We start from the raw sequence: 26,074 nt of genomic DNA on the forward strand, positions 1-26,074 counted from the left end.
TTCACGCGCTATTACTCAGTCTCAAGCGGGCAGGATCGCCGCGATCTCCTCGGCGGACTCCGGCCCGAAAGCCTCCTTGAGGCGGCCCAGCACGTCGGCACGGTCGAAGGACCATTCCTGCGTACCCACGGTCTCCAGCACCAGCACGGCGATCAGCGAGCCCAGCTGCGCCGAACGCTCCAGGCCGAGCCCGCCGTCGATACCGGCGATGAACCCGGCGCGGAAGCCGTCGCCGACGCCGGTCGGGTCGACCTTGCCGCGCTCCGGGACGGCGCCGATCTGCAGCGCGAGGCCGTCCTTGCCGACGATCTCGACGCCCTTCTCCCCGAGCGTGGTGATCCGCATGCCGACCCGGTCGAGGACGTCGGCCTCGGTCCAGCCGGTCTTCTGCAGCAGCAGTTCCCACTCGTAGTCGTTGCTGAACAGGTACTTCGCGCCCTCGACGAAGGCGCGCACCTGCTCGCCGTCCATCCGGGCCAGCTGCTGCGAGGGGTCGACCGCGAAGGGGTAGCCACGCTGGCGGCACTCCTCGGCGTGCCGGACCATGCCCTCGGGGTCGTCCGGGCTGATCAGCACGAGTGACAGCGCACCGGCGTGCGCGGCGACCGGCTCCAGTTCGATGTTGCGGGATTCCGCCATCGCGCCGGCGTAGAAGGTGGCGATCTGGCAGAGGTCCTCGTCGGTGGTGCAGACGAAGCGGGCGGTGTGCGCGACCTCGGAGATCAGCACCCCGGCGGTGTCGACGCCGTGCCGCTCGAGCCAAGACCGGTAGTCGGCGAAGTCGGAACCCACGGCGCCCACCAGGATCGGACGCTTGCCCAGCACACCGAGCCCGAAGGCGATGTTCGCGCCGATCCCGCCACGCCGGACCACGAGGTCGTCGGCCAGGAAGCTCAGGGACACCCGGTGCAGCTGCTCGGCGACGAGCTGCTCGGCGAACCTGCCTGGGAAGTGCATGAGGTGGTCGGTTGCGATACTGCCGGATACCGCGATCCTGGCGTTGTCTGCCACCGGTTCTCCTTGGTCGGTCGGCCCCGCCGAAGCGAGGACGGCTAAGTTACCCGCAGGTCATGCCCCATACGGGTTGCTTCGGGCACGGCCATCGACACTACCGGTTGGTAGTGGTGTCCTACTCGAACACGAGTCATTAGCTTGTCGTTCGTGACCACTTCCGCGTATCACCTCGAACCGGAATCGATCGGCGAACTCATCGCCGACTGTGCCGGCATCCCGTCGTCTCTCCAGGCCGAGAATCTGCCACTGCCCCGGCAGATCGCTCCGCCCTGGACCGTGGACGAGCGGTGCCTCGCCCAGGTCGCCGATCTGGACGCCTACGTCTGATCCCGTTCCGGGCACGAAGAAGGGCCGCGACCTGGGTGAGGTTCGCGGCCCTTCTTCATGCCTCGACGCGGATCAGTGGAAGCTGTCGCCGCAGGCGCAGCTGCCGGTCGCGTTGGGGTTGTCGATCGTGAAGCCCTGCTTCTCGATCGAGTCGACGAAGTCGATCACGGCGCTCGACACGTACGGCGCGCTCATCCGGTCGACGGCGACGCGAAGGCCGTCGAAGTCACGGAACAGGTCACCGTCGAGCGTGCGCTCGTCGAAGAACAGCTGGTAGCGCAGGCCCGCGCACCCACCGGGCTGGACGGCGATGCGCAGGTGCATGTCGTCGCGGCCCTCCTGCTCGAGCAGGGCCTTGGCCTTGACGGCGGCGGCGTCGGTCAACGTGACGCCGTGGGTCTCCTCGGCGGTTTCGGCCTGAGCTGCGGCTGCCTGCTCAGCGGTCGTCATGGTTCTCCCTCTGGTCGAACTCGCTGCGGGTACTCGTCTTGCACATGGTCCAACACGTCGGAGTCCCGATCTGTTCCCCACCATGGTGACATATCGCTCGGCCTGGTGCGTGGCACCGTGACGACCGCGACTACCCTGGTGGGGTGAGGTTCCTGCGCCGTAGCACCACAGACTCCGCCACGACGGACACCGAGACCCCCGGCGACGAGGCCGTCGAGGTCCAGGCCAAGGCGTACACGCCCGGAAAGGGTAAGGCCACGCCCAAGCGGCGTGAGGCCGAGGCCAAGCGCCGCGGCCCGGTGGCGCCCCCGCCGACCACCATGCGGGAGGCGATGAAGCGCAACAAGGAACTCCGGAAGTCCGCGAAGGCCGACCCGGAGTACAAGCTGAAGCAGCGCAACGCCGCCAAGGAACGCCGTGAGCGGATGATGGCGGGCGAGGACAAGTACCTGCTCCCCCGTGACCGCGGCCCGGTCAAGGCGTACATCCGTGACCTGGTCGACTCGCGGCGCAACCTGCTCGGCCTGTTCATGCCGCTGGCGATCCTCGTGTTCGTCGCGCTGATCCTGCCGTACCCCGAGGTCCAGCGGTACGCGACGCTGCTGTGCACCGTGATGCTGCTCGGCATGATCGTCGAGGGTTTCCTCAGCGGGCGCCGGATCGCGAAGATGGTCCGCCTGAAGTTCCCGAACGAGACGGTCAAGGGCACGTCCGTCGGCTGGTACTCCTTCATCCGCGCGAGCCAGATCCGCAAGCTGCGGGTCCCCAAGCCGCGGGTGAAGCCCGGCGACAAGATCTGAGCAGCGGCGGGGCGCCATAGGTGACGTGCGCCGATCGCGGCCGCGGGTTCACCGACCAGCACTGAGCAGGGGAAACCCGGGTCGTTAGCGTGGCTAACGGCCTGGGGTAGAGTCGCGTTCATGGAGTTTCGACGACTGGGCCGCAGCGGCCTCAATGTCAGTGAGATCTCGTACGGCAACTGGCTCACCCACGGGTCCCAGGTGGAAGAGGACCAGGCCCAGGCCTGCATTAAGGCGGCGCTCGACGTCGGCGTCACCACGTTCGACACCGCGGATGTCTACGCCAACACGGCCGCCGAATCGGTGCTCGGCCGCGGCCTGAAGGGCCTGCGCCGCGAGAGCCTGGAGATCTTCACCAAGGTCTACTGGCCGACCGGCCCCAAGGGCCCGAACGACCAGGGTCTCGGCCGCAAGCACATCATGGAGTCGGCGAACGCTTCGCTGAAGCGCCTCGGCACCGACTACGTCGACCTCTACCAGGCGCACCGGTTCGACCGGACCGTCCCGCTCGAAGAGACGTTCCTCGCCTTCGCCGACCTCGTCCGCCAGGGCAAGGTGCTCTACGTCGGCGTCTCCGAGTGGACCGCCGAGCAGATCACCCAGGGCGCGGCGATCGCCCGCGAGCTGAAGGTGCCCCTCATCTCGAACCAGCCGCAGTACAACGCCCTGTGGCGGGTCATCGAGGCGCAGGTCGTCCCGGCCTCCGAACGCGAGGGACTCAGCCAGATCGTCTGGTCGCCGATCGCGCAGGGCGTGCTCACCGGCAAGTACAAGCCCGGTCAGCCGCTCCCCGAGGGCTCCCGCGCGACCGACGAGAAGGGCGGCGCCAACATGGTCGCCCGCTTCCTCAACGACGACGTCCTCGAACGCGTCCAGCGGCTGCAGCCGATCGCGGACAAGGCGGGCCTGACGATGGCCCAGCTGTCCGTGGCGTGGGTGCTGCAGAACCCGAACGTCGCCTCGGCGATCATCGGCGCCTCGCGGCCGGAGCAGGTGCACGAGAACGTGAAGGCGGCAGGCGTGAAGCTGGACGCGGATCTGCTCGCCGCGATCGACGAGGCTCTCGACGGCGTCACCGAGACCGACCCGACGCTGACCCGCTCGCCCTGATCCCCCGCATTCAATCGACTAAACGCGGACGCTTTTCCCGCGTTTAGTCGATTGAATGCGCCGTCAGTCGCCGTGCACGCGGGAGTGGTACGCGATCTGACCGTCCAGGTCGAGGGCGTCACCGGGCGCGCGCAAGGGATCGATGCCCAGACCCCGCAGCAACCTGCTCGCGCCGGCGACCCGGTCGCCGGTCCGGCCGTCGAGCCGCTCCGGCCGGTGGCCCCGCTGGATCAGCAGGCCCTCGACGTCGTCGATCAACCGGTACGGGTCGTAGACCTGCTGTTCAGGCATGGCCACCACCGGGAATCCAGGTCTTCCCGGTGATCCTTTCGTAGACCTCGGTGTAGCGCTTGCGGGTCGCCTCGACGATTTCGTCCGGGATGGCCGGGCCGGGCGGCGTCTTGTCCCAGCCGGTGGTCGTGGACCAGTCGCGGACGAACTGCTTGTCGAACGCGTGCTGGGTCCGGCCCGGCTCGTACTCGTCGGCGGGCCAGAACCGCGACGAGTCCGACGTGAGCACCTCGTCCCCGAGCGTCAGCACACCGTCGGCGTCGAACCCGAATTCGATCTTGGTGTCGGCGATGATGATGCCGTTCTTCGCCGCGTGCTCCGCGCCCTTGGTGTAGACCTCGAGCGTCAGATCGCGGAGACGGTCCGCGGTCTCCCGGCCGATCTCGTTCACGACGTCGGCGAAGGTCATGAACTCGTCGTGGCCGGTGTCGGAGATCTTCGTGGTGGGCGTGAAGATCGGCTCGGGCAGCTTGTCCGCCTCGACGAGACCGGCGGGCAGTTCGACGCCGGAAACCTTGCCGTCGCGCTGGTATTCACGCATTCCGAGACCGGTGAGGTAGCCGCGCGCGATGCATTCGACCTGGATCATCTTCAGCGGTTTGCACCGCGTCGCGCGGCCGGCGAATTCGGCGGGGACATCCGTCGTGGAGATGACGTGGTTCGGCACCACGTCGGCCATCTTTTCGAACCACCAGGCGGAAAGCTGGTTCAGCAGCGCGCCCTTGTCCGGGATCGGGGTAGGCAGCGAGACGTCGTAGACCGAAACGCGATCCGAGGCGACGAGCAGAATGTCGCCGTCGATTTCGTAAAGGTCCCGGACCTTACCCGCGTGAATGTGCTTCATGCCCCGTCCTCGATGTCGTATTCGTAAAAAATCCAGTGGTCCGGTAACGCCGCCGATTCGCCGTACTCGAGTACGTCACCCTCGTTGGACAGAAACCTGTTGCGACTCAACAGAATCGCCGAACCTTCGGCCACGCCGAGTTCCGCCGCCTCCTCGGCACCCGCCAGCCCCGCGGCGTGCTGAGAATGGGTCGACGCCAGAACACGACCTGTCCGGTCCGCCACGTATTTGACCGTGCCTTCGACGATCCGCACCGGCTCGAAGAGCAGAGGAGCCTTCGCCGCGACGGCGCCGTCGAACCACGAGACCGACGTCGACACCGGCCGGCCTTCGCCCGCATACGTGGTCCGTCGCCGACGGATCACCGGAGTACCTTCATCGATTCCGAGCGCGCCCGCCACCCGGTCCGGTGCGGGCAGGAGGCCTGCTTCGCGGATTTTCGCGTAGTGGCCCGGTGGATAGACCTTGCCGGTGCGCGCGATCGAGATCGTCCGATCGCGCGCGGAGCGGTGCAGCGTCCTGGTCTGCACCACTGTCCCGATTCCGCGTACCGCGCGGACCAGACCTTCGGCGCGGAGCGTCGAAAGCACCTTCATCGCCGTCGCCATCGCGACGTTCCAGTTCCTGGCGATCTCACGCGCGGACGGGACCGCGTCGCCTTCCTTGAGCCTGCCCGAAACGATGTCGTCGCGAATGCTTCCCGCGATCTGCAGATACGGCGGTTCGGGTCGATCGACGGCGGGCAAGGTGACTCCTCACAAGGTCGCGCGGTGCGCACAAGCGTTCTAGCACACCAATGGGCGAGCACCAAGGATCCTGCTCACACCCCATTATTACGTACTAGTACACATTCTGGACGGTGCTCTAGTACACCTGTTACGCTCCGAGAAGTTCCCGAAACCCGTTAGGGGGCTCGATGAACCACCTGAGCATCGACGAACTGCTCGAAGAGCTTCGAAGACGCCGGTGGGTCGTCTACATCTTCGGCCCCCGGGAGGAACCGGAGGTCTGTGCCGCGGTCTTCCAGTGGGACACCTGTGCCGACGTCCTCATCCTCCGCGGCGAGGAACGGGCAAGTGCCTTCCGGGTCACGACCCTCCCGGACACGGACGTCTTCCACCCCGCGCTCGTCTCGTGGCAGTACCACTCGACGGCCGACTGGACCCTGCGCGCGGTGCTCACCATCCCGCCGCCCGGCGACGCAGCGGCGCCGATCCAGTTACTGCAACCACATCCGGACTGCGTGATCCCGATGGAGGCACGTCAGCCGGTCACCATCCTGCCCGCCATCCTGACCAAGGCCGACCAGGGAGATCCCTAACCTCGGCCGATCACCTGCTCGGCGACAACGAGGTCGTGCGGGTAGGTGATCTTGAGGTTCTCCGCGCTGCCCGGAACCCACCGCACCGGCAGCGCGGAGAACCTTTCCATGCACGAAGACGTGTCCGTGCCGACGAAACCCTCCCGCTCGGCCGTTTCATAGGCCTCGAGCAACGGTGCGGCGCGGAAACCCTGCGGTGTCTGCACCCTGATCGCCCCGGGCAGCGCACCGGAAACCGTGTCGCCGTCGACGCGCACGATGTCGCCGGCCGCGACCCCGGGCACCGCTCCCCCGTACCGCCGCGTGCCGGCGAGGACGTCCGCGATCAGTACCGGCGTGACGAGCGGACGGGCCGCGTCGTGCAGCAGTACCGCGTCGATCTCGCCGCTTCCGATACGGGAAGCCAAGTGGCGCAAGGCGTTCAGCTCCGAACCCTGGCGCGTCGCGCCGCCGTGGACGAGTTCGACCTCGCCCGGATGCGCGGCGAGTACCTCGTGCGCGAGTTCGGTGTCCTGCGGCCGGACGACCAGCACGAGCACGTCGATTCCGGGCACGCGGGCGAAGGCGTCGAGCGACCACGCGACGACCCGTCTGCCCGCCACCGGCAGGTACACCTTGTTGAGCTTGGCGCCGACCCGGGTGCCCGCTCCGCTCGCGAGCACCACCCCGGCGGCCTTCGTCTGAGCCACAGGCAACTCTGACACAGGCGGGTCGGTAGGTTGGGCGCGGCCACCGAAGCGATCCGAAGGGGCAGGGCGTTGGACGACGATATCCTCGAATTCGCCGAAGTCGAGCAGCCTGATGAACACGCGCGCTCGGCGGCGATCGCCCTGCACTCGAAACTGATCAAACCGGCCGGTTCGCTGGGCAGGCTCGAAGAACTGGGCGTATGGGTCGCGGCCTGCCAGGGCCAGTCGCCGCCGCGGCCGTTCACGCGGCCTCGCGTCGTGGTGTTCGCCGGGGACCACGGAGTCGCCGCGAAGGGCGTCTCGGCCTATCCGAGTGAGGTCACCGCGCAACTCGTCGGCAGCATGCTGACCGGCGGCGCGGCCATCAACGTCCTGGCGGCTTCGGCGGGCGCGAGCGTCCGGGTCGTCGACATGGCCGTCGACAGCGACGCCCCCGCGACGCGGTCGATCGGCGAGTTCAAGGTGCGGCGCGGCTCCGGCTCGATCGACGTCGAGGACGCGCTGACCGACGACGAGGCGCGGGCCGCCGTCCGCGCGGGCCGGGCGATCGCCGACGCCGAGGTCGACGGCGGGGCCGACCTGCTCATCGCGGGCGACCTCGGGATCGGCAACAGCACGCCGGCCTCGGTACTGGTCGCGGCGCTGACCGGCAGTGAGCCGGTGGCCGTCGTCGGCCGCGGTTCCGGGATCGACGACAACGCCTGGATGCGCAAGGCCGCCGTGGTCCGTGACGCGCTACGGCGCGCGCGGACCGTGCTGGCCGACCCGGTCGCCCTGCTGCGTACCGCCGCGGGCGCCGATATCGCCGCGATGGCGGGCTTCCTCGCGCAGGCCTCGCTCCGGAAGACGCCGGTGATCCTGGACGGCCTGGTCGCCTCCGCGGCCGCGCTGGTCGCCGAGGAACTCGTCCCCGGCGCGCGGCAGTGGTGGGCCGCGGGCCAGCGGGGCGGCGAACCCGCGCACGCGCTGGCGCTGGAGCACCTCGACCTGGACCCGATCCTGGACCTGGACGTGCGCCTCGGCGAGGGGACGGGCGCGGTCACGGCGCTGCCGCTGGTGTTCATGGCGACGCGGGTGCTCGCGGAGATGGCCACGCACGAGCAGGCCGGGGTGAGCGGGCCGCTGATCGAGACCCCCGCTTCCTGACGCCCGCCCCCGCCGCCCGCCGGACCCGCTCCCAAGTGCAATGAAAGGTCCCTTCCTTGCAAAATTTGCAAGGAAGGGACCTTTCATTGCAGCGGCCGGGTCCCGGGGGGCGGGCGGCGCGAGGGCGAGCGAGCGGGAGCGCGATGCGCTGGGCGCTGGGCGCTGGGCGCTGGGCGAGAGCACTCCGGGATGCAATGAAAGTGTCGTTCCTTGCAAATTTTGCAAGGAACGACACTTTCATTGCATCTGTGGGCGGGGCGGGACGGGAGGCGAAAGCGCGAGCGGCGCAAGGACGAGGGCGAGGCGGGGGAGGCCGCGGTGCAGAAAGGTCGAAGTACGTGAAGGCCCCCTTCATTGCGCTAGACGCAATGAAGGGGGCCTTCACGTACTTCGAGCGTCAGCCCAGCGGGTACATCCAGCCTTCCGGGGCGGGCCGGGTGCCCTCCTGGATCCCGGTCAGCGCGCCGCGCAGCTTCATCGTCAGCTCGCCAGGCTGCCCGCCCGCGACGGAGAACTCGCCGCCCGCGTGCTTCACGTGCCCGACCGGCGTGATGACCGCCGCTGTCCCGCACGCGAACACCTCGGTCAGTTCGCCCGAAGCCGCCGCCTTCTCCCACTCGTCGGTGGAGACGCGCCGCTCCTCGACCTGGTGCCCGAACGACTGCGCCAGCTCCAGCAGCGACTTGCGGGTCACGCCCGGCAGCAGCGAGCCGGTCAGTTCCGGGGTCACGACGCGGGCCTCGTCACCGGAGCCGAAGACGAAGAACAGGTTCATCCCGCCCATTTCCTCGACCCAGCGCCGTTCCACCGCGTCGAGCCACACGACCTGGTCGCAGCCCTTCGCCACGGCCTGCGCCTGCGCGACGAAGGACGCCGCGTAGTTGCCGGCGCACTTCGCCTCACCGGTGCCGCCCGGGACGGCGCGCACGTACTCGGTCGAGAGCCACACGCTCACCGGCTTCACGCCGCCGGCGAAGTACGAGCCGGCGGGCGAGCCGATCAGCGCGTAGAGGTATTCGTTCGCGGGCCGGTTGACGCCGAGCCCGGCTTCGGTGGAGATCATGAACGGCCGCAGGTACAGCGACTCGCCCGGCTTCGTCGGCACCCAGCGGGTGTCGACCGCGATGAGCTCGCGGATCGAGTCGAGGAAGGTCTCCACCGGCAGCTGCGGCATGGCGAGGCGCTCGGCCGAGTTGCGGAACCGGATCGCGTTCGCGTCGGGGCGGAACGCCGCGATCGCGCCGTCCGGCTGGCGGTAGGCTTTGAGTCCTTCGAAGATGGCCTGGCCGTAGTGCAGCACGGAGGTCGCCGGGTCGAGCGTCAAGGGCGCGTACGGCCCGACGGTGGCGTCGTGCCAGCCCTGTTCGGCACTCCATTTCACGGTCACCATGTGGTCGGTGAAGTGCAGGCCGAAGCCGGGTGCGGCCAATACGTCCGCGACGCGTTCCGGGCTCGCGGGGCTCGGGTGCGGGAGGTGGGTGAACTGCGTCGAGGTCGTCATGGCTAAGACGATAACGCTTGGTCGGACCCACGTTAGTCGGACGTCCGCATATCTTTACCTCCCGCGATCTGTCCGTCGGGACGAACACGGGAGGGTCCTCGGCCCTAGGATGGCGACGTGACGTACAACCAGATGCAGCCCGCCCAACCGGCCCAGCCTGCCAAGTCCGCCGCCCCCGGCGCGGGGGCGGACGTCAAGACCTTCGCGACGGCCGTGCTGCTCACTTTCGGCACCGGTGTGCTGATGATGGACGGCTGGGCCCTGCTCGACAGCGGCTTCGGCGCGTTCCTCGGCCTGGTCGCCGGTGGTTTCGGCATCTACTGGTGGAAGAGCATCCACGGCAAGGTGTTCCCGCGCGAACTGGGCACGAAGTCGGTCGTCATCCTCACGGTGATCAACGTCGTGCTGGTGCTGCTCCTGCTCCTCCAGGTGAGCTAGAGCAACCCCTCGGGCAGGCCGGGCGCGGGCCAGCCCGGGTCGGGCCGGAAGTCGGTCCACGTCCCGTCGAAGGGGAACCGCCCGGCGTCCGCGAGTGCCCCGATCCGCTCGCCCTCGGCGCGCAGCCGCTCCAGCTGACCGGCGGTGATGCGGCCGGCGAGGACGGCCTCCTCCGCCTCGTCCTCGTCCTTCCACCGCCAGCGTCCGCCGGGCTCGACGGCGACGTCGAGGATGCCGTCGATGCGATCGGGTCCCGACGGCGTACGCCCCAGCGGGACCTCGAGGTTGACGTACCAGTTCAGGAAGCGGCCGCCGGCGTCGAAGAACCACCAGACCGACGACCATTCGTCGTCGGCGATGCGGCGCAGCGTGGAGGTGTCGCGCCAGAGGTCGGCGACGCGCACCCTCGGCACCCGGAACCGCTCCGCCAGCGGCGCCTCGCGGAAGAGCCGTCCGTCGGCGAGCCTGCTGCCGACGATCGGGGTGTCGGCGGGCAGCCACCCGAGCAGCACGGTGCCGTCGTCGGAGATGACGCGAAGCGGGTGGTGCTGGCCGATCGAACCGTCCGGTCGCAGGAAGCGTTCGACGACGGTGTCGCCCGGGGTCCAGTGAGGATCACGCACGCCTCGAACGGTACCGACGGGCGCGGACCCGCAGAACCAGTTCGGCGAGCGTTCCCACTCCCGCGAGCGCGAGGGCCACGACCGGCCCAGCGAAGGCCGCGGCGACGGCCACGATCAGTCCACAAGCGAGTGTCGCCTTCGGACGTTCCGGGGAAAGCCGCTCGCGGCCGTCGGTGAAGGCGTCCACCGCGACGGGGACGGTCGCCACGGCGGCCACGACCGTCAGCACCGGCAGCAGCGAGACCGCGTCGGCCGCGGCGAGGAGCTCACGGAACGACGTCGCCGAAAGCCCCAGCCGGATCGGTCCCAGCTGATAGAGGGCGACGGCGGTGATCGCGACGCCCACGGCGCCCACCGCGGCGGCGCGGCCCGCGCCGAGACGGCGGGGCAGCAGGAACGGCAGCAGCACCAGCACGGCGAGGCCGAGTCCGGGCACGGACGGCGGGTCCGGCGCGATGAACTGCGCCAGTGGCGGGATCCCGACGCAGATCGCGATCAGCGACGCGGCCGCGACCAGCAGCAGGCCGGTGACCCAGCGGGCGGCGTAGTCGCCGAGGCGGACCCCGCCCAGATCGGCGACGGTCACCACGATGACGAACACCGCGGCGGCGGCTCCCGAAGCGGACGGGAAGAGGTACTGGCCGAACGTCGTCGCGAAGACGAGGACCAGGCCCAGCCGCGAAACGGAGCCCGCGATCCGGTCGAGCCGGGTGTCGCCCACCGGCGGCAGCAGCGCCTCCACCGCGACGGCGAGCACGGCCGCGATCACGACGGCGACGAGTACCCAGTACTCCGCTCCGGAGGTTCCCACCGCCAGTGCGATGAGCAGACCACCGGCCAGCCTCATGCCGTCTCCCGTCCAGTACGTCCAGTTACCCGATCGGCCCCGCTGTTACCCCAGGTCCCGCTGTCATTAGCATGGCTCACGATCCAACCGGGCGGCCGCCCGGTACCACCGCGAACGCGCGAGGAGCCAGAAGTGACCGTGCCGAAGCTTGCCCTGACCGAGAACGCCGAAGCGGCGCTTGCCAAGACGCGCGCCGACGTCGTCGTCATCGGAACGTGTGAGGGCGAGGACGGCCTGGCGCTCGCCGCCGGCTCCTCCGTCGCCGATTCCGCCTTCGACGGCAAGCTCGCCGACGTCCTCGGCACCCTCGGCGCGTCCGGCAAGGCCGACGAGATCGTCAAGGTACCGACGCTGGGCAAGCTGTCCGCCGGTGTCGTACTGGCCGTCGGCCTCGGCAAGGCGGGCGCGGACGGCGTCACCGCCGAGCAGGTCCGCCGGGGCGCGGGTGCCGCCGCGCGGGCGCTGAGCGGGACCGACCGCGCGTTCGTCACGCTGTCGGCGATCGACCTCCAGGCAGCCGTCGAGGGCACCGTGCTCGGCGCGTACTCCTTCACCGAGTACCGCTCCGAGAAGGGTGACGCCCCGGTCGCCAAGGTCGACTTCGTGAGCCCCGAAGAGGGCAACGCCAAGGACCACAAGGCGACCCTGAAGGCCGCCGGCCTGATCGCCGAGTCGGTCATCGTCGCCCGCGACCTGATCAACACCCCGCCGAACGACCTGTTCCCGGCCTCCTTCGCCGACCGCGCGAAGACGCTGGCCGAGGCGAACGGCCTCGACTTCGAGGTCCTCGACGAGAAGGCGCTCAAGCGCAAGGGCTTCGGCGGCATCCTCGGCGTCGGCGGCGGTTCGTCACGTCAGCCGCGCCTGCTGCGCATCGCCTACAAGCCCGCGAAGGCGTCGAAGAAGGTCGCGCTGGTCGGCAAGGGCATCACCTTCGACTCGGGCGGCATCTCGATCAAGCCCGCCGCGAACATGGATCACATGACCTCGGACATGTCGGGCGCGGCCGCCGTGCTCGCCTCCGTGGTGCTGGCCGCGAAGCTGAAGTACCCGCTCGAGGTCGTCGCGCACATCCCGCTGGCGGAGAACCTGCCCTCGGCCACCTCCTACCGGCCGGGCGACGTGCTCAGCATGTACGGCGGCAAGACCGTCGAGGTGCTCAACACCGACGCCGAAGGCCGTCTCGTGCTGGCCGACGCCATCGTGCGCGCGGGCGAGGAGAACCCCGACTACCTGATCGAGACCTCGACCCTGACCGGCGCGCAGGTCGTCGCGCTGGGCAACCGCACCGCGGGTGTCATGGGCTCGGACGAGTTCCGCGACCGCGTCGCCTCGATCGCGCGGGCCACCGGTGAGGGCGGCTGGGCCATGCCGCTGCCGGAGGAGCTGCGCGCCGACCTCGACTCGCGCCTCGCCGACCTGGCCAACGTCACCGGGCACCGCTGGGGCGGCATGCTCGCCGCGGGCATCTTCCTGCGCGAGTTCGTCACCGACGGCCTGCCCTGGGCGCACATCGACATCGCGGGCCCGTCGTTCAACACCTCCGCTCCGTGGGGCTACACCGGCAAGGGCGGCACCGGCGTCCCGGTCCGCACCATCGCCGCGGTCCTCGCGGACATCGCCGCGAACGGCTGATCTTCATCGCGCGTGAAGGCCCCCTTCCTCTGCTGAGCCGAGGGGGCGGATTCCAGGGGTGGTTGCAACACGGGTGATCAACTGACTTCGGTGAGGAGTTTAGCGAGGCGCTCGGCTGGGGTGTCCCAGTCGAGTGTTTTGCGTGGGCGGCGGTTGAGTTGGGCGGCGACGGCGGTGAGGTGGTCGGGGGTGTGGGTGCTGAGGTCGGTGCTTTTGGGGAAGTATTCGCGGAGCAGGCCGTTGGTGTTTTCGTTGGAGCCGCGTTGCCAGGGTGCGTGGGGGTCGCAGAAGTAGACGGGCATGTTGGTGGCGATGCTGAATTCGTGGTGTCGTGCCATTTCGGCGCCTTGGTCCCAGGTCAGGGAGCGGCGCAGGTGTTCGGGCAGGGTCTGGATGGTGGTGATGAGTGCGTCGCGGACGTGTTCGGCGGTGCGGGAGTGTCCGAGGTGGACGAGCATGACGTAGCGGGTGGCGCGTTCGACGAGGGTGCCGATCGCGGAGGCGCCGTTCTCGCCGATGATGAGGTCGCCTTCCCAGTGGCCGGGGACGGCGCGGTCGTCGGCTTCGGCGGGCCGGTCGCTGATCATCACCATGGGTGCGGTGAACCGGGGCTGGCGTTGCTCGCCGCTGCCGCGGGGTTTGCGCTGGGTGCGGCCGGTGCGTAGCGCGGCTGTGAGTTCGCGGCGCAGCTCGCCGCGGCCTTGGACGTACAAGGCTTGGTAGATGGTTTCGTGGGCCACGTGCAGCTCCGGCTGGTCGGGGTGATCACGGCGCAGCCGGTTGCTGGCTTGTTCGGGGCTGCACCGGTCATCCAGCATGCCTTGGATGAGGTCCCGCAGCTCGGGTGTGGTCGCGATCTTGCCCGGTTTGGGCCGGGGGCGGCGGGCGTCGGCCCGGGCTTGCGCGGAATAGGGAAGATACTCACTGCTGGCGGGATCGGTGTTGCGGTGCAGTTCCCGGCTGATTGTCGAGGCCGGACGGCCGATCCGGCGGCCGATCTCCCGGGGACCGTGTCCAGCCCGCGCCAGATCCGCGATCAGTAGCCGCTCGTCCTGGGACAGGAACCGGGTCGAGGGCGCTGCCCGCCCGCCGGCGGGCGGGTTCACCGTGGCCGGAGACTCCGGCACGGACGGACGCGGCGGCGGGGCGGAAGGCCTGCCGGCCTGCCGCCCCGCCTGACTCGCGCGTCCCTGCCGCCACCGGTGCCCGGTGCGGCGGTTGATCCCGACCATCCGGCACGCCTCCGCAGTGCCCATCCCTTGCGCCACAAGATCAAGATAAGTCCGGCGCTCAGCGAGCAGCTTCCTCGGCCCCTGAGGCGACCTGTCCCCGCGAATCTCGAACAACACAACCCCTGAAACAACTCAGGTGTTGCAACCACCGCTAGAACCCAAGGGGAAGGGGGCCTTCACGCGCTTTGTGGCAAGGTCGGTGCCGTGGACAGGGACGCGTATCTCGAAGGCGCGATCACGGATGTGCTGAGCGGTGACGACGCGGTGCTCGACGATCGGATCGCCCACGCGGCGCTGCTGTTCGCCGTGTCCGGGGCGATGGCGGAAGCCGACCGGCTGATCACCCATTGGCACGCGCTCACCGAACGTCCCGTCACCGCGCTCGTGCCCGGCGCGGTGCAGGCCCGCGCGTGGGCGATGCTCTTCGAGGCGCGAGGAACGCGGCCGGAGTGGGCCGCGGCGCTGACCCCGCTCGATCTCGCCGCCGAAGAACGCGCGCACGACGAGTACCTCGCCCGGCGGGCGTCCGATCTCGACGGTCTGCTCGGCGGCTCCCCGATCGGCGAGGCCGTCGCGCATCTCGGGCCGTCGCGGCCGGACCGGTTGCGCGAGGCCGTCGCGCGAGGCGATCTGGCCGCCTGGACGGAGATCGCGTCGCGCCAGGGCCGCCCGGACGTCGCCGTGCTCGCCGCGACACGACGGCTCGCACCACGGCTGGTCGCGGGAGCCGACCCGCTCGGGCTCGGCGAGTGGCCGGAAGTCTGTGCCGGGGCGCTGGTCGCGGCGCTGTACGAACGCTACCCACCGGAAACCGGCTCCTGGCGCGAAATGATCGCGGGCATCCTGCGGCTGCGCGGTGGCGGCACCGTTCCCCCGGCAGCCTCCCTTCGCACCATCGGCGCCGCCGAGGCGCGGCTGGGACTGCGGCTGCCCGACGACTATCGCGAGTTCCTCCAGACCTGCGACGGCCTGCCCGCCGACGTCGTCTTCCCGCGGCTGCTCGGGACGGCGGAACTCCGCGCGGAAGGCGGCGTCGTCGTGATCGCGGAACCGGCCGTCGTGCTGCTGACGGCCGCGGGCGACGAGTGGCGGACGGTCGAACTCGACCCGGCGCTGGGCACGACGGTGCATCCGACGTTCCGGGCGCTGCTGGAGCGGCACCTGCTCCTTTTGGCGCAATCTGCGTGAATTCCGCCGGAGCGCGTCGCTAGCTTCGCGACCATGACCGCACTCACGCTCACGAAGATCACCCGGGACAACGTCGGTGTCGCCTGCTCGATCGCCGTCGAACCGCATCAGGAGTCCTACGTGGCCCCGGTGGCCCGGTCACTCGCCGAGGCCTACACGCGGCCCGAAGTCGCCTGGCCGCGGCTGGTCCTCGACGACGGCGAACCGGTCGGATTCGTGATGGGCGCGTTCGATCCGGACTGCCCGATCGACTACTTCCGCTGCGGACTCTGGCGGCTCACCATCGCGGCAGGGCGGCAAGGCAAGGGCTACGGCCGCTTCGCCGTCGAGGCCGTCCTCGACGAGGCCCGGCGCCGTGGCCGTCAGCGGGCGACGACCCTCTGGGTGCCGGGCGAGCACAGTCCGGAGGCGTTCTACCTGCGGCTGGGCTTCCGAGACACCGGCACCGTCCACGACGGACAGCGCGTCGGCGAGATCGACCTCTGATCCCGCCTCAGGCTTCGCCGCGCTTCTTCCGCTCGGTGTACTCCCGCATCCGCTTCGGGTAGCCGACCCGCGCCACCTCGTACACGGGGATCGACCGTTTGCGACCGAACTGCTGCGCCGCGTCCAGGCTCTCGATCCGGCGCCGGGTCCACTCGCCGTCGTGGGCGATGAGGACGACAGTGGTCTCCGTGACGTTGGTCTTCGGCTCGACATAGGCTTCGACACCGGTCCTCGACGAGGCCCACTCTTCGAGGTGCTTGAAGTCGTTTGAAGAGGCTTTCCGCAGCGTACCGGGCTTTTGCCCGCCTTTAGAGCGCCGGCGCAGCGAGTCGAACAGACCCACTCCGACCACCTCACTTCCCACTCGCGTCCAGTGCCCATTATCCCGACCCGGGTGTGTGCTCACCGTGGTGACTCTCGCGGGTCGTGTCCCGTGGGTCACAGGACGCGGCCTAGGTCGCAGCCTCTCCGCACGTAGTGACAAGATGGCAAGTGTCCGCGCGCGCGTATACCGCGCGAAGCGGCGCCAGAGCACCACCCCTACCGCTTGCCGAGGAGTTATTGAAGTGACCGACACCTCCGCCGACCTTGTGATCCTGGGTGGCGGATCGGGCGGCTACGCCGCCGCGTTCCGCGCGGCCGAGCTGGGCCTTTCCGTCACCCTGATCGAAAAGGACAAGCTTGGCGGGACGTGCCTCCACCGAGGCTGCATCCCGACCAAGGCCCTCCTGCACGCGGCGGAGGTCGCCGACGAGACCCGCGACGCCGAGACCTTCGGTGTCAAGGCCGTGCTGGAAGGTATCGACATCGCCGGCGTCAACAAGTACAAGGACGGGATCGTCTCGCGCCTGTACAAGGGCCTCCAGGGCCTGGCCAAGGCGCACAAGGTGAACCTCGTCGAGGGCACCGGGACGTTCGTCGGCGGCACGACCGTCGAGGTCGACGGCACCCGATACACCGGCAAGAACGTCATCCTCGCCACCGGCTCGTACTCGAAGACGCTGCCCGGCCTGGAGCTGGGCGGCCGCGTCATCGCGAGCGAGCAGGCGCTTTCGCTGGACTACATCCCGAAGAAGGTCATCGTCCTCGGCGGTGGTGTCATCGGTGTCGAATTCGCGTCCGTCTGGGCGTCCTTCGGCGTCGACGTCACCATCGTGGAGGCGCTGCCCCGCCTGGTCCCGAACGAGGACGAGTACGCGTCCAAGCAGCTCGAGCGCGCTTTCCGCCGTCGCAAGATCGCCTTCAAGACCGGTGTCCGGTTCACCGGCGCCAAGCAGGACGACAACGGCGTCAGCGTGTCGCTGGAGTCCGGCGAGACGCTCGAAGCCGACCTGCTGCTGGTCGCCGTGGGCCGTGGCCCGAACTCGGCCGGGCACGGTTACGAGGAGGCCGGCGTCAAGATGGAGCGCGGTTTCGTCCTCACCGACGACCGCCTGCGCACCAACCTGCCGAACGTCTACGCCGTCGGTGACATCGTCCCCGGCCTGCAGCTCGCGCACCGCGGGTTCCAGCAGGGCATCTTCGTCGCGGAGGAGATCGCCGGCCAGGAGCCGCGCGTGATCGACGAGAGCGGCATCCCGCGCGTCACCTACTCGCACCCCGAGGTCGCTTCGGTCGGCCTCACCGAGTCGCAGGCGAAGGAGAAGTACGGCTCCGACGTCACCACCTTCACCTACGACCTCGGCGGCAACGGAAAGAGCCAGATCCTCAAGACCTCCGGTGGGGTCAAGCTGATCAAGGCTCCGGAAGGGCCGGTCGTGGGCGTGCACATGGTGGGCGACCGCGTCGGCGAGCTGATCGGCGAAGCGCAGCTGATCTACAGCTGGGAGGCGTTCCCGGAGGACGTGGCTCCCCTCATCCACGCGCACCCCACCCAGACCGAGGCCCTCGGTGAAGCGTTCCTCGCCCTCGCGGGCAAGCCGCTGCACGTCCACAGCTGACGTCTCACCGTCGAAGAACCAGACCAAGCAAGACATATCAAGGGAGTCAGCGAACGATGGCCTACTCCGTCACGTTGCCGGAGCTCGGTGAGAGCGTCACCGAGGGCACCGTCACCCGGTGGTTGAAGCAGGAGGGCGACACCGTCGAGGTCGACGAGCCGTTGCTCGAGATCTCCACGGACAAGGTCGACACCGAGGTCCCGTCCCCGGTCGCCGGCAAGGTCGTGAAGATCAGCGCTCAGGAGGACGAGACCGTCGAGGTCGGCGGCGAGCTCGCCGTCATCGACGACGGGACCGGCGGGGTGCCGGAGTCCTCCGGTTCCGCCGAGCCGGCCGCCGAAGAGGCGCAGCCCGAGCCGGAGCCGGAGCCCGCGCAGGAGGAGGCCTCCGCGCCGTCCCAGCCGGACACCGCGCCGGCTTCAGGCGGCGAAGGCACCGAGGTGAAGCTGCCCGAGCTGGGCGAGAGCGTCACCGAGGGCACCGTCACCCGGTGGCTCAAGCAGGTCGGTGAGAGCGTCGAGGTCGACGAGCCGCTGCTCGAGATCTCCACGGACAAGGTCGACACCGAGGTCCCGTCCCCGGTCGCCGGCACCGTGCTGGAGATCCGCGCCGGTGAGGACGAGACCGTCGAGGTCGGCGGTGTGCTCGCGGTGATCGGTGCCGCCGGTTCCGCCCCGGCCCCGAAGGCCGAGTCCAAGCCCGAGTCCAAGCCCGAGTCCAAGCCCGAGTCCAAGCCGGAGCCCAAGCCCGAGCCGAAACCGGAACCCAAGCCGGAACCGAAGCCCGAGCCCAAGGCCGAAGCGGCTCCTCAGGCCGCCCCGGCTCCCAAGGCCGAGGCCCCGAAGCCGGCGGCGAGCAGCGACAACGGCTCGGACAACGCGCCGTACGTGACGCCGCTGGTCCGCAAGCTCGCGTCGGAGCACGGCATCGACCTGTCGTCGCTGACCGGCAGCGGTGTCGGTGGCCGCATCCGCAAGCAGGACGTGCTCGCGGCCGCCGAGGCCAAGCAGAAGGCCGCCCCGGCTCCCGCCGCGCAGCCCGCTGCCGCTCAGGCTCCCGCGGCCGCCCCGTCGGCTCCGCGCAAGGCCGCGGTTTCGCCGGAGCTCGCGGCCCTGCGCGGCACCGTGCAGAAGGCCAGCCGGATCCGTCAGATCACCGCCACGAAGACCCGCGAGTCGCTGCAGGTTTCCGCGCAGCTCACGCAGGTCCACGAGGTGGACGTCACGAAGATCGCCAAGCTCCGCCAGCGGGCGAAGGCGGCCTTCAAGGAGCGCGAGGGCGTCAACCTGACGTTCCTGCCGTTCTTCGCGAAGGCCACCGTCGAGGCGCTCAAGCAGCACCCGAACGTCAACGCGTCCTACAACGAGGACACGAAGGAGATCACCTACCACGGTGCGGTGCACCTGGGGATCGCGGTGGACACCGAAAAGGGTCTGCTGTCGGTGGTCATCCACGACGCGGGTGAGCTCAGCCTCGCCGGTCTCGCGCACCGCATCGCGGATCTGGCGGGCCGCGCGCGTTCGGGCCAGATCAAGCCGGACGAGCTGTCGGGCGGCACCTTCACGATCACGAACATCGGCTCCAACGGCGCCCTGTTCGACACGCCGATCATCGTGCAGCCGCAGTCCGGCATGCTCGGGACCGGCGCGGTCGTGAAGCGTCCGGTCGTGATCGCGGACGCCGACGGCAACGACACGATCGCCGTCCGGTCAATGGCGTTCCTGCCGCTGACCTACGACCACCGCCTGGTGGACGGGGCCGACGCGGGCCGCTTCGTCACGACGATCAAGCAGCGTCTGGAAGAGGGCAACTTCGAGGACGAGCTCGGTCTCTGATCCTCCCTGTGGTCCGTGAAGGCCCTCGCTCCGCTTCGGCGGGGCGGGGGCCTTCCTCTTTCTCCCCGCATTTCGTCCTCTGGATGCGAGTTGACAGGGGTGCCGTACTCTAGTATTCCGGAATTACGGAAAACTAGAGGGAGGATTTCACCCATGCTGACCAGACGCCATCTGCTGGCGGGCGCCGCCGCGGGGTCGGCCGCGTTGCTGCTGCCGGGAACCGCGACCGCGGCCCAGCCGGACACGACGACCGAGCAGGGCTGGCTCGACTGGATCGCCGCCCACCGGAGCGATGTCTCCGTCTTGATCGACGACGGCGCGGGCCGCCGCGCCGCGCGCAACACCGACGTCCGGCGCGTTCTGGCCTCGTCCGTCAAGGTCGTGCATCTCAGCGCGTACGCCGTCGCGGTCGCCGAGGGCAGGCTCGACCCGAAGGAACAGATCCGGGTGGGCGACTGGGACGCCCACCATCCCTTCGTCGCCGACGGCCGCGCGCATTTCCATGCGCTCAGCTGGCTGGGCGTCCCCTGCGACGACTACGGCATCGCCAAGGATCCGACGCAGCGTGTCCCCCTGGCGAGGCTCGCCGAAGCGATGATCCTCTTCAGCGACAACGCCGCCACGGACTATCTCCGCGTCCGCCTGGGCGACCCCGCCCTCCAGCGGGCGGCCGCGCGGGGCGGCTGGTTCCGGCCGGACACCCGATCGCTGGGCGGCGAGGTCCTGATGCTGATGATGCCGGAGTACGCGCCCCGGCCCGGCAGCCCGGTGGCCGTCCGGCGGGCGATGGGCGACGCGGTCGCGCGCCGGTTCGTCCGCGATCCGGGGTTCCGCGCCGAAGCCTTCAAGCGCTGGCCCGACATGCCGGGCACCTCCGAGGCTCAATGGCCGTGGATCAAGGGCCACGGCCAGGGCTCGGCGTCGGATCTGTTCTCGCTTCACCGCAGCATCGCGAAGGGCCTGTACGCACCCGCGCGAGAGATCCTCGCGAAGCCGCTCGCGGACCGCGTACCGCCAGGCGCGAGCGAAGTGCTCTTCAAGGGTGGAAGCCTGCCGCGCACACTGACCATCGGACTTTCCGTCCGCTGGCCGGACGGGCGTTCGGGTACGGCGGCCGTCCTGCTCACCGGCGTGAGCGACCAGGACATGCAGAACGCCTTGCCGCTCATCGAACTCGTCCTCGCGGCGCTGTCCGACCCGGCCCGGTTCACCGCCCTGGAACGAGCGCTCCGCTGATCGACGGTATAGATAACCGGTATGAACGCTGAGCTCGCCGACCGGATCGCCGCCCTCGAGGCACGGGTCGCCACGCTGGAAAACCGGCACAGCGAGCGCCAGGCCGAGCCCGCGGCGAGCCCGGGTGGTCTCGTCGGCTATCACGGCGAGCTGACCGAACCGTTCGAACTGAGCTGGGCGATCAACGTCACGCCCGGCCCGATGCTGGCGTTCGAGGACGGGCCGCGGGTCGAAGTGCTCGCGGCCCTGTCCAGCACCGCACGGGTGGCACTCGTGCGGACGCTGGCCGAAAAGGGCGCGCAGACCGCGCCCGCCCTTCAAGAGGCCGCCGAACTCGGTTCGCCGGGCCAGCTGTACCACCACCTCAAGGCGCTGACCGGCGCCGGGATCGTGGAGCAGGACAAACGCGGCAGCTACCGGCTCCGGCCCGCCGCGACGATCCCGGTGCTGGTGCTGCTCACCGCCGCGTCCGACGTCGCCGGGCAACTGAAGAACCTGAGCGTGCGCCCGGATCGCGGATAGGACACGATCGGATCATGCGAGTTCTGATCGCGGGCGCGAGCGGACTGATCGGCACCTCCCTCACGACACGGTTACGCCGTTCCGGGCACGAAGTGGTCCGTCTCGTCCGCCGGGAGGAGCGGGCGGCCGACGAACGCCGCTGGGATCCGCCCGCCGGCGAGATCGCGGACGGCGCGCTCGACGGGGTCGACGCCGTCGTGAACCTCGCGGGAGCGCCACTCCTGCCCGGGCGCTGGAGCGCGGCCCGCAAACAGGTCCTCCTCGACAGCCGGGTCGAACCGACGGAGGTCCTCGCGGAAGCTGTCGCCGAACACGGGATTCCCGTGCTGGTCAACGCCTCCGCCGTCGGCTACTACGGTGACGCCGGTCCGTCCCTTGTGGACGAAACGAGCCCGGTGGGCCGCGGTTTCCTCGCCGAACTCTGCACCGCGTGGGAAGGCGCCACCGAGGCCGCGACCACCGCCGGCGCCCGGGTCGTGCGCATCCGCACCGGGCTGGTGCTCGCGCGCGAAGGCGGGCTACTGGACGTCCTGCGGCCGCTGTTCCGACTGGGGCTCGGCGGAAAACTCGGTGACGGCAAGCAATACATGCCGTGGATCTCGCTGGACGACGAGGTCGGCGCGATCGTTTTCGCGCTGGAGAACGAAACGCTGTCCGGCGCGGTCAACCTCTCCGGCCCGCAACCCGCCACGAACGCCGCCTTCACGAAGGCGCTGGGCCGCGCCGTGCACCGGCCGGCGATCTGGCAGGTGCCCGGTTTCGCCATGAAGATCGCGCTCGGGCAGGCGGCCGAGGAGATGGCGTTGTTCGGGCAGCGCGCCATGCCGCGTGTGCTGGAGGAGGCGGGCTACGCGTTCCGCCATCCGACCCTCGAGGACGCGCTGGCCGCCGCGACATGACCGTGCGGCGCGGTCTGTACACCCTCGCCGGGTTCGTCCTGCTGATCGGCTTCGTCATCCTCGGGCTGTCCGTCGACGAGCGGCCGCCGCCGGTGGACGTCGCCCTCGCCGACGCGTTCCGCGGCCAGCACACCAAGCCCGCCGGTCAGGTGGCGGGCCTGGTCACGAACGTCCTCGGGCCGGTCCTGCCGTTCGCGCTGGGCACGGTGCTGGTGGTGCTCGCCTGGCGCCGCCGGGACCTGACCGTGCTGTGCGTCAAACTCGCCGTCGTCCTGCTGGTGTGCCGGATGACCAGCCTGATCGCGAAACCGGCCTTCTATCGGGAGCGGCCGCGCGAATTCCCCGATCTGAGCTATCCGAGCGGGCATGTGGTCGCCGTCGCGTGCACCGGGTTCGTCGCGGTACTGCTGTGCGCGTGGACCCGTCCGCACCTCGCGCGCTTGGCGATCGCGATCGCCGCCGCGGCGACGGTGCTCGGTGCCCTCTGCCGCATCGTGCTGGGCGTGCACTGGCTGACCGACACCGCGGGATCCGTGCTCGCCGTGGGCGGTGTCGGCCTGATCGCGGCGGCCGGGCTGGGCCTGCTCCCCCTGCCGAAAGACCCGGCGTAGTGTCGCTGACGTGAGCTCTTCGACCACGTCATGCCGCGCCGCCACCGAGCCCGTCGACGTCCGCGAGATCGGGACGATCGACTACACCGAAGCCTGGGAACTCCAGCGAAAGCACGTGACAGCGCGTGCCGACGGTGACGGCCCGGACACCATGCTGCTGCTGGAGCACCCGTCGGTGTACACCGCGGGCAAGCGCACCGAAGCCGAGGACCGGCCGACCGACGGCACCCCGGTGATCGACGTCGACCGCGGCGGCAAGATCACCTGGCACGGGCCGGGCCAGCTGGTCGGCTACCCGATCATCAAACTCGCCGACCCGATCGACGTCGTGCATTACGTGCGGCGTCTCGAAGAGGCCCTGATCACCGTCTGCGACCAGCTCGGCGTGCACACCGGCCGGGTCGAGGGCCGCAGCGGTGTCTGGATCCCCGCCGACGACCGCGGCCCGGAGCGGAAGATCGCCGCGATCGGCATCCGCGTCCAGCGCGGTGTGACGATGCATGGGTTCGAGCTGAACTGCAACGCCGACCTCGGCGCCTTCGACAAGATCGTCCCGTGCGGCATCCGGGACGCGGGCGTGACGTCGCTTTCCTCCGAGCTCGACCGCGAGGTCACCGTGGCGTCGGTGCTGCCGATCGCGCGCGAAGCCGTGCTCGCGGCGCTGGAAGGCGACCTTCCGGTGAGCGACGAGCGCTGGCTGCCGCGCCCCGAGGCACCCGCGGCCCCCGGCGTCACCTTCGCCCTCCAGAACTGAGAAGCGCGTGAAGGCCCCCTTCCCTCGGCTGAGCCGAGGGAAGGGGGCCTTCACGCGCAAAGCGTCAGTCCAGCTGAGGAGCGACCTCGGAGGCGATCAGCTCGATCTGGTCCAGATCCGAGAGGTCCAGCAGCTGCAGGTAGAGCCGGGTGATCCCGGTCTTCTCCCGCCACCGCCCGATCTTCTCGACGACCTCCGACGGCGTCCCCGCGAGCCCGTTCTCCCGCAGCTCGGAGACCTCGCGGCCCAGCACGCCCGCCCGCTTCGCGACCTCGGCGTCGTCACGGCCCACGGCGACGACGAGCGCGGCCGAGCGGATGATGTCCTTGGGGTCGCGGCCGATCTCGCGGGCTGCGTCGTCGACGCGGCCGAACTGCTCCGCGGCGGCGGCCGGGCCCACGAACGGCAGGTTGAACTCGTCCGCGTAGCGGGCGGCGAGCGCCGGGGTGCGCTTCTTCCCGCCACCGCCGATGATCACCGGCGGCCGGGGCCGCTGCGCCGGTTTCGGCAGGCCCGGCGAGTCGACGAGCTTGTAGTGCTCGCCGTCGAAGGAGAACGTCTCCCCTTCCGGCGTCTCCCACAGCCCGGTGACGACGGCGAGTTGCTCGGCGTAGCGGTCGAAGCGCTCCTTCATCGGCGGCAGGTCGAGGCCGTACGCGGTGTGCTCGTCGTCGTACCAGCCGGAACCGAGGCCGAGTTCGACGCGGCCGCCCGACATCTGGTCCACCTGCGCGACCGAGATCGCGAGCACCGACGGATGCCGGAAGGTGGCGGCGGTGACGAGGGTGCCCAGCCGCACACGGCGGGTCTCACGGGCGAGACCCGCGAGGGTGATCCACGCGTCGGTCGGCCCCGGCAGCCCGGTCGCCGAACCCATCTTCAGATAGTGATCGCTGCGAAAGAAGGCGTCGTAACCCGCGTCCTCGGTGGCCTTGGCCACCCGGAGCAGGTCTTCGTAACTGGCCCCTTGCTGGGGCTCGGTAAAGATCCTGAGGTCCACGCCGTCACCCTAGCCAGGGCGCGGTCAGCTCGCTTTCCCATGCTCGGCGGGCGGGACACGGCGGAATCCGACGAGCAGCCGGACCAGAACCTCTTCGACCTGGGCACTGACCTTCTTCGGCTCCGGAGACGAAGCGATCTCGATGGCGGCACTGGACAGCGCGCCGAACAGCAGCCGTGCGGTGACGTCCACCGGGACGTCGTCGACCTCGCCGACCTCGATGAGCGACTGGATCCCGGTGCGAACCAGGCCGAAGCTGCACCGCTCCTCCGCCTCACGCCAGCGCTCCCAGCCCATCACCACCGGTGCCTCGTGGATCGCGATGCGCTGGTACGCCGGGTCGAGGCAGCTCTGCAGGAAGCCGCGCAGCCCCGACAGCGCCCGTTCCCACGGCGAGGCCGGGCCGTTCATGATCTTTTCGAGCCGGTCGAAGACCTGGCTCTCGACCGTGTCGAAGGCAGCCTCGAACAGCGCCTGCTTCCCACTGAAATGGTGGTACAGCGCGCCCTTCGTCACCCTGGCCCGTTTGGCGATCTCGTCGAGAGACGTGCCGGCGTACCCGCGTTTGGTGAACAGCTCCACGGCACTCTCGACGAGTGCCGACCGGGTGGACTCGGAATAGTCCAGCCGCCTTGACCTCATTGTCGCCACCTTCACAACTTTACGCCGCCGGTCCCACTCCATACCCATGGTATGTTGACTGCTGTCAGGTCCGTACCGGGAGTATGCCGCAAACCTGCGGTATGAACCGGGTCACGGAGGGGAGCCCACATCATGAGCTGGAACGACTTCTACCGGCGGCGCGACATCCTCGAAGCCGCACTGCGCCAGGCGGGTCACCACCCGTCCGACGCGATCTCACTCGAAGAAATCCCTGGCGCCACCCAGTACTTCGCGACCGAGGAAGAGCTTCTGGTCGCGCTTCGGTACAAGTGGAACCAGGTGCTCGCCGGTCGCCTCCGCGCCGAGATGACCGATCCGGACTACGCCGACCAGGATCTCGCGCTCGACCGGGTCGAAGCCGTCACCCGCGCCTGGAACAGCGCCACCGCCGAACACAAGACCCTCCGCGCCGTTCTCGACGCCGCTCTCGACCGGTGCCCCGCGCTGATCCCGTCGCACGAAGCCGAGCTGCGCACTCTCGCGCTGACGGCGGGGCTGGCCGACGGCAACGAACCGGCCGGGGAGATCACCAAGGTCGGCAGCGCGTTCGCCACCCTGCTCCGGCACGGACGGCACGCGAAGCCCGCCCGCCGCCGCAGCCCCATGGGCCACCTGCTCCGGTTGCTCGCGCCGAGCGCCTGACCTGGCGTGGCGGCACAGGCGACGATGTAG

Annotated in this window: 30 protein-coding genes; 17 read left to right on the forward strand and 13 right to left on the reverse strand. The window is 69.7% G+C overall.

The genetic code is table 11. From position 1 onward, the window contains the following. Positions 1-21: 21 nt before the first annotated feature. Positions 22-1,011: a carbohydrate kinase family protein gene (locus ACLJQ7_RS30820; RefSeq protein ID WP_410651654.1), complete on the reverse strand. Its 990-nt coding sequence runs from the start codon at positions 1,009-1,011 to the stop codon at positions 22-24. Between the two features lie 141 nt (positions 1,012-1,152). Here ACLJQ7_RS30820 and ACLJQ7_RS30825 point away from each other — a divergent pair, with 141 nt between their 5' ends. Next, a complete protein-coding gene (locus ACLJQ7_RS30825; RefSeq protein ID WP_101609500.1) occupies positions 1,153-1,341 on the forward strand; it encodes a hypothetical protein in 189 nt (62 codons plus the stop codon). Between the two features lie 72 nt (positions 1,342-1,413). Here ACLJQ7_RS30825 and ACLJQ7_RS30830 read toward each other — a convergent pair whose 3' ends face one another. Next, positions 1,414-1,791 carry a HesB/IscA family protein gene (locus ACLJQ7_RS30830; protein ID WP_005164197.1) on the reverse strand — a complete coding sequence of 126 codons (378 nt, stop codon included), beginning with the start codon at positions 1,789-1,791 and terminating at the stop codon, positions 1,414-1,416. Positions 1,792-1,934: 143 nt separating this feature from the next. Between ACLJQ7_RS30830 and ACLJQ7_RS30835 the strand changes: the two genes are divergently transcribed. Both ACLJQ7_RS30835 and ACLJQ7_RS30840 read left to right on the forward strand, forming a co-directional pair. Further along, on the forward strand, positions 1,935-2,591 hold the full coding sequence (locus ACLJQ7_RS30835) for a DUF3043 domain-containing protein (protein ID WP_410651655.1): 657 nt from the start codon (positions 1,935-1,937) through the stop codon (positions 2,589-2,591). Between the two features lie 120 nt (positions 2,592-2,711). Then, positions 2,712-3,701 carry an aldo/keto reductase family protein gene (locus ACLJQ7_RS30840; protein ID WP_410651656.1) on the forward strand — a complete coding sequence of 330 codons (990 nt, stop codon included), beginning with the start codon at positions 2,712-2,714 and terminating at the stop codon, positions 3,699-3,701. A 63-nt stretch (positions 3,702-3,764) separates the two neighbouring features. Here the strand turns inward: ACLJQ7_RS30840 and ACLJQ7_RS30845 are convergent, their stop codons facing one another. Genes ACLJQ7_RS30845 through ACLJQ7_RS30855 form a run of 3 tightly spaced genes read right to left on the reverse strand, consistent with a single transcriptional unit; the run spans position 3,765 to position 5,582 of the window. Further along, positions 3,765-3,992 (reverse strand): hypothetical protein, encoded by a 228-nt coding sequence (locus tag ACLJQ7_RS30845; protein ID WP_034321469.1) that lies wholly within the window; start codon positions 3,990-3,992, stop codon positions 3,765-3,767. After that, the gene (locus ACLJQ7_RS30850) at positions 3,985-4,836 is read right to left on the reverse strand and encodes a phosphoribosylaminoimidazolesuccinocarboxamide synthase (RefSeq protein ID WP_410651657.1); all 852 of its coding nucleotides are present in this window, start codon (positions 4,834-4,836) and stop codon (positions 3,985-3,987) included. The genes ACLJQ7_RS30845 and ACLJQ7_RS30850 overlap by 8 nt, the downstream gene beginning before the upstream one ends. Beyond that, the gene (locus ACLJQ7_RS30855; RefSeq protein WP_410651658.1) at positions 4,833-5,582 is read right to left on the reverse strand and encodes a GntR family transcriptional regulator; all 750 of its coding nucleotides are present in this window, start codon (positions 5,580-5,582) and stop codon (positions 4,833-4,835) included. Before ACLJQ7_RS30855 ends, ACLJQ7_RS30850 begins: the two co-directional genes overlap by 4 nt. A gap of 170 nt (positions 5,583-5,752) precedes the next feature. Here ACLJQ7_RS30855 and ACLJQ7_RS30860 point away from each other — a divergent pair, with 170 nt between their 5' ends. After that, on the forward strand, positions 5,753-6,157 hold the full coding sequence (locus ACLJQ7_RS30860) for a hypothetical protein (protein WP_410651659.1): 405 nt from the start codon (positions 5,753-5,755) through the stop codon (positions 6,155-6,157). On the opposite strand, the gene ACLJQ7_RS30865 is transcribed toward ACLJQ7_RS30860, so the two are convergent. Continuing rightward, entirely contained in the window at positions 6,154-6,822 is a 669-nt protein-coding gene (locus ACLJQ7_RS30865; protein ID WP_410651699.1) for a 2-C-methyl-D-erythritol 4-phosphate cytidylyltransferase, read from the reverse strand. The genes ACLJQ7_RS30860 and ACLJQ7_RS30865 overlap by 4 nt on opposite strands. A gap of 93 nt (positions 6,823-6,915) precedes the next feature. Between ACLJQ7_RS30865 and cobT the strand changes: the two genes are divergently transcribed. Beyond that, complete coding sequence (gene cobT, locus ACLJQ7_RS30870) at positions 6,916-7,992, forward strand: nicotinate-nucleotide--dimethylbenzimidazole phosphoribosyltransferase (protein ID WP_410651660.1); 1,077 nt, start codon at positions 6,916-6,918, stop codon at positions 7,990-7,992. 397 nt (positions 7,993-8,389) lie between these two features. Here the strand turns inward: cobT and ACLJQ7_RS30875 are convergent, their stop codons facing one another. Further along, on the reverse strand, positions 8,390-9,493 hold the full coding sequence (locus tag ACLJQ7_RS30875; protein WP_410651661.1) for a branched-chain amino acid aminotransferase: 1,104 nt from the start codon (positions 9,491-9,493) through the stop codon (positions 8,390-8,392). A 117-nt stretch (positions 9,494-9,610) separates the two neighbouring features. On the opposite strand from ACLJQ7_RS30875, the gene ACLJQ7_RS30880 reads away from it, so the two are divergent. Beyond that, positions 9,611-9,931: a hypothetical protein gene (locus ACLJQ7_RS30880; protein WP_410651662.1), complete on the forward strand. Its 321-nt coding sequence runs from the start codon at positions 9,611-9,613 to the stop codon at positions 9,929-9,931. Here the strand turns inward: ACLJQ7_RS30880 and ACLJQ7_RS30885 are convergent. Both ACLJQ7_RS30885 and ACLJQ7_RS30890 read right to left on the reverse strand, forming a co-directional pair. Beyond that, positions 9,928-10,554 (reverse strand): DUF402 domain-containing protein, encoded by a 627-nt coding sequence (locus ACLJQ7_RS30885; protein ID WP_410651663.1) that lies wholly within the window; start codon positions 10,552-10,554, stop codon positions 9,928-9,930. The two genes, ACLJQ7_RS30880 and ACLJQ7_RS30885, sit on opposite strands and share 4 nt — an antisense overlap. Further along, positions 10,547-11,401 carry a hypothetical protein gene (locus ACLJQ7_RS30890; RefSeq protein ID WP_410651664.1) on the reverse strand — a complete coding sequence of 285 codons (855 nt, stop codon included), beginning with the start codon at positions 11,399-11,401 and terminating at the stop codon, positions 10,547-10,549. Before ACLJQ7_RS30890 ends, ACLJQ7_RS30885 begins: the two co-directional genes overlap by 8 nt. A gap of 132 nt (positions 11,402-11,533) precedes the next feature. Here ACLJQ7_RS30890 and ACLJQ7_RS30895 point away from each other — a divergent pair, with 132 nt between their 5' ends. Next, positions 11,534-13,036, forward strand: a complete 1,503-nt coding sequence (locus ACLJQ7_RS30895) for a leucyl aminopeptidase (protein ID WP_410651665.1) — start codon at positions 11,534-11,536, stop codon at positions 13,034-13,036. 77 nt (positions 13,037-13,113) lie between these two features. Here ACLJQ7_RS30895 and ACLJQ7_RS30900 read toward each other — a convergent pair whose 3' ends face one another. After that, on the reverse strand, positions 13,114-14,337 hold the full coding sequence (locus ACLJQ7_RS30900; protein ID WP_410651700.1) for an IS30 family transposase: 1,224 nt from the start codon (positions 14,335-14,337) through the stop codon (positions 13,114-13,116). Positions 14,338-14,472: 135 nt separating this feature from the next. On the opposite strand from ACLJQ7_RS30900, the gene ACLJQ7_RS30905 reads away from it, so the two are divergent. Then, the gene (locus ACLJQ7_RS30905) at positions 14,473-15,456 is read left to right on the forward strand and encodes an SMI1/KNR4 family protein (protein ID WP_410651666.1); all 984 of its coding nucleotides are present in this window, start codon (positions 14,473-14,475) and stop codon (positions 15,454-15,456) included. Positions 15,457-15,489: 33 nt separating this feature from the next. Further along, complete coding sequence (locus ACLJQ7_RS30910; RefSeq protein ID WP_410651667.1) at positions 15,490-15,942, forward strand: GNAT family N-acetyltransferase; 453 nt, start codon at positions 15,490-15,492, stop codon at positions 15,940-15,942. Positions 15,943-15,949: 7 nt separating this feature from the next. Here ACLJQ7_RS30910 and ACLJQ7_RS30915 read toward each other — a convergent pair whose 3' ends face one another. Next, positions 15,950-16,294 carry an oxidoreductase gene (locus ACLJQ7_RS30915; RefSeq protein ID WP_125787941.1) on the reverse strand — a complete coding sequence of 115 codons (345 nt, stop codon included), beginning with the start codon at positions 16,292-16,294 and terminating at the stop codon, positions 15,950-15,952. A 214-nt stretch (positions 16,295-16,508) separates the two neighbouring features. Here ACLJQ7_RS30915 and lpdA point away from each other — a divergent pair, with 214 nt between their 5' ends. From lpdA to lipB, 7 genes are all read left to right on the forward strand, one after another. Continuing rightward, on the forward strand, positions 16,509-17,882 hold the full coding sequence (gene lpdA / locus ACLJQ7_RS30920) for a dihydrolipoyl dehydrogenase (RefSeq protein ID WP_410651668.1): 1,374 nt from the start codon (positions 16,509-16,511) through the stop codon (positions 17,880-17,882). 56 nt (positions 17,883-17,938) lie between these two features. After that, positions 17,939-19,717, forward strand: a complete 1,779-nt coding sequence (sucB, locus tag ACLJQ7_RS30925; RefSeq protein ID WP_410651669.1) for a 2-oxoglutarate dehydrogenase, E2 component, dihydrolipoamide succinyltransferase — start codon at positions 17,939-17,941, stop codon at positions 19,715-19,717. A gap of 153 nt (positions 19,718-19,870) precedes the next feature. Continuing rightward, positions 19,871-20,953 carry a serine hydrolase gene (locus ACLJQ7_RS30930; RefSeq protein ID WP_410651670.1) on the forward strand — a complete coding sequence of 361 codons (1,083 nt, stop codon included), beginning with the start codon at positions 19,871-19,873 and terminating at the stop codon, positions 20,951-20,953. 21 nt (positions 20,954-20,974) lie between these two features. After that, complete coding sequence (locus tag ACLJQ7_RS30935; protein WP_410651671.1) at positions 20,975-21,475, forward strand: ArsR/SmtB family transcription factor; 501 nt, start codon at positions 20,975-20,977, stop codon at positions 21,473-21,475. A gap of 14 nt (positions 21,476-21,489) precedes the next feature. Continuing rightward, positions 21,490-22,374, forward strand: a complete 885-nt coding sequence (locus tag ACLJQ7_RS30940) for a TIGR01777 family oxidoreductase (RefSeq protein WP_410651672.1) — start codon at positions 21,490-21,492, stop codon at positions 22,372-22,374. Next, positions 22,371-22,985: a phosphatase PAP2 family protein gene (locus tag ACLJQ7_RS30945; RefSeq protein WP_410651673.1), complete on the forward strand. Its 615-nt coding sequence runs from the start codon at positions 22,371-22,373 to the stop codon at positions 22,983-22,985. Before ACLJQ7_RS30940 ends, ACLJQ7_RS30945 begins: the two co-directional genes overlap by 4 nt. Before the next feature lie 10 nt (positions 22,986-22,995). Next, positions 22,996-23,739 carry a lipoyl(octanoyl) transferase LipB gene (gene lipB, locus ACLJQ7_RS30950; RefSeq protein WP_410651674.1) on the forward strand — a complete coding sequence of 248 codons (744 nt, stop codon included), beginning with the start codon at positions 22,996-22,998 and terminating at the stop codon, positions 23,737-23,739. Between the two features lie 64 nt (positions 23,740-23,803). Here the strand turns inward: lipB and ACLJQ7_RS30955 are convergent, their stop codons facing one another. Both ACLJQ7_RS30955 and ACLJQ7_RS30960 read right to left on the reverse strand, forming a co-directional pair. After that, positions 23,804-24,739: an LLM class F420-dependent oxidoreductase gene (locus tag ACLJQ7_RS30955; RefSeq protein WP_410651675.1), complete on the reverse strand. Its 936-nt coding sequence runs from the start codon at positions 24,737-24,739 to the stop codon at positions 23,804-23,806. Between the two features lie 24 nt (positions 24,740-24,763). Beyond that, positions 24,764-25,381 (reverse strand): TetR/AcrR family transcriptional regulator, encoded by a 618-nt coding sequence (locus ACLJQ7_RS30960; RefSeq protein ID WP_034324103.1) that lies wholly within the window; start codon positions 25,379-25,381, stop codon positions 24,764-24,766. A 132-nt stretch (positions 25,382-25,513) separates the two neighbouring features. On the opposite strand from ACLJQ7_RS30960, the gene ACLJQ7_RS30965 reads away from it, so the two are divergent. After that, a complete protein-coding gene (locus ACLJQ7_RS30965) occupies positions 25,514-26,044 on the forward strand; it encodes a hypothetical protein (RefSeq protein ID WP_410651676.1) in 531 nt (176 codons plus the stop codon). Positions 26,045-26,074 lie beyond the last annotated feature (30 nt).

It is taken from the genome of Amycolatopsis sp. cmx-4-54 (assembly GCF_046548895.1).
In the GTDB taxonomy this organism is placed as follows: domain Bacteria; phylum Actinomycetota; class Actinomycetes; order Mycobacteriales; family Pseudonocardiaceae; genus Amycolatopsis.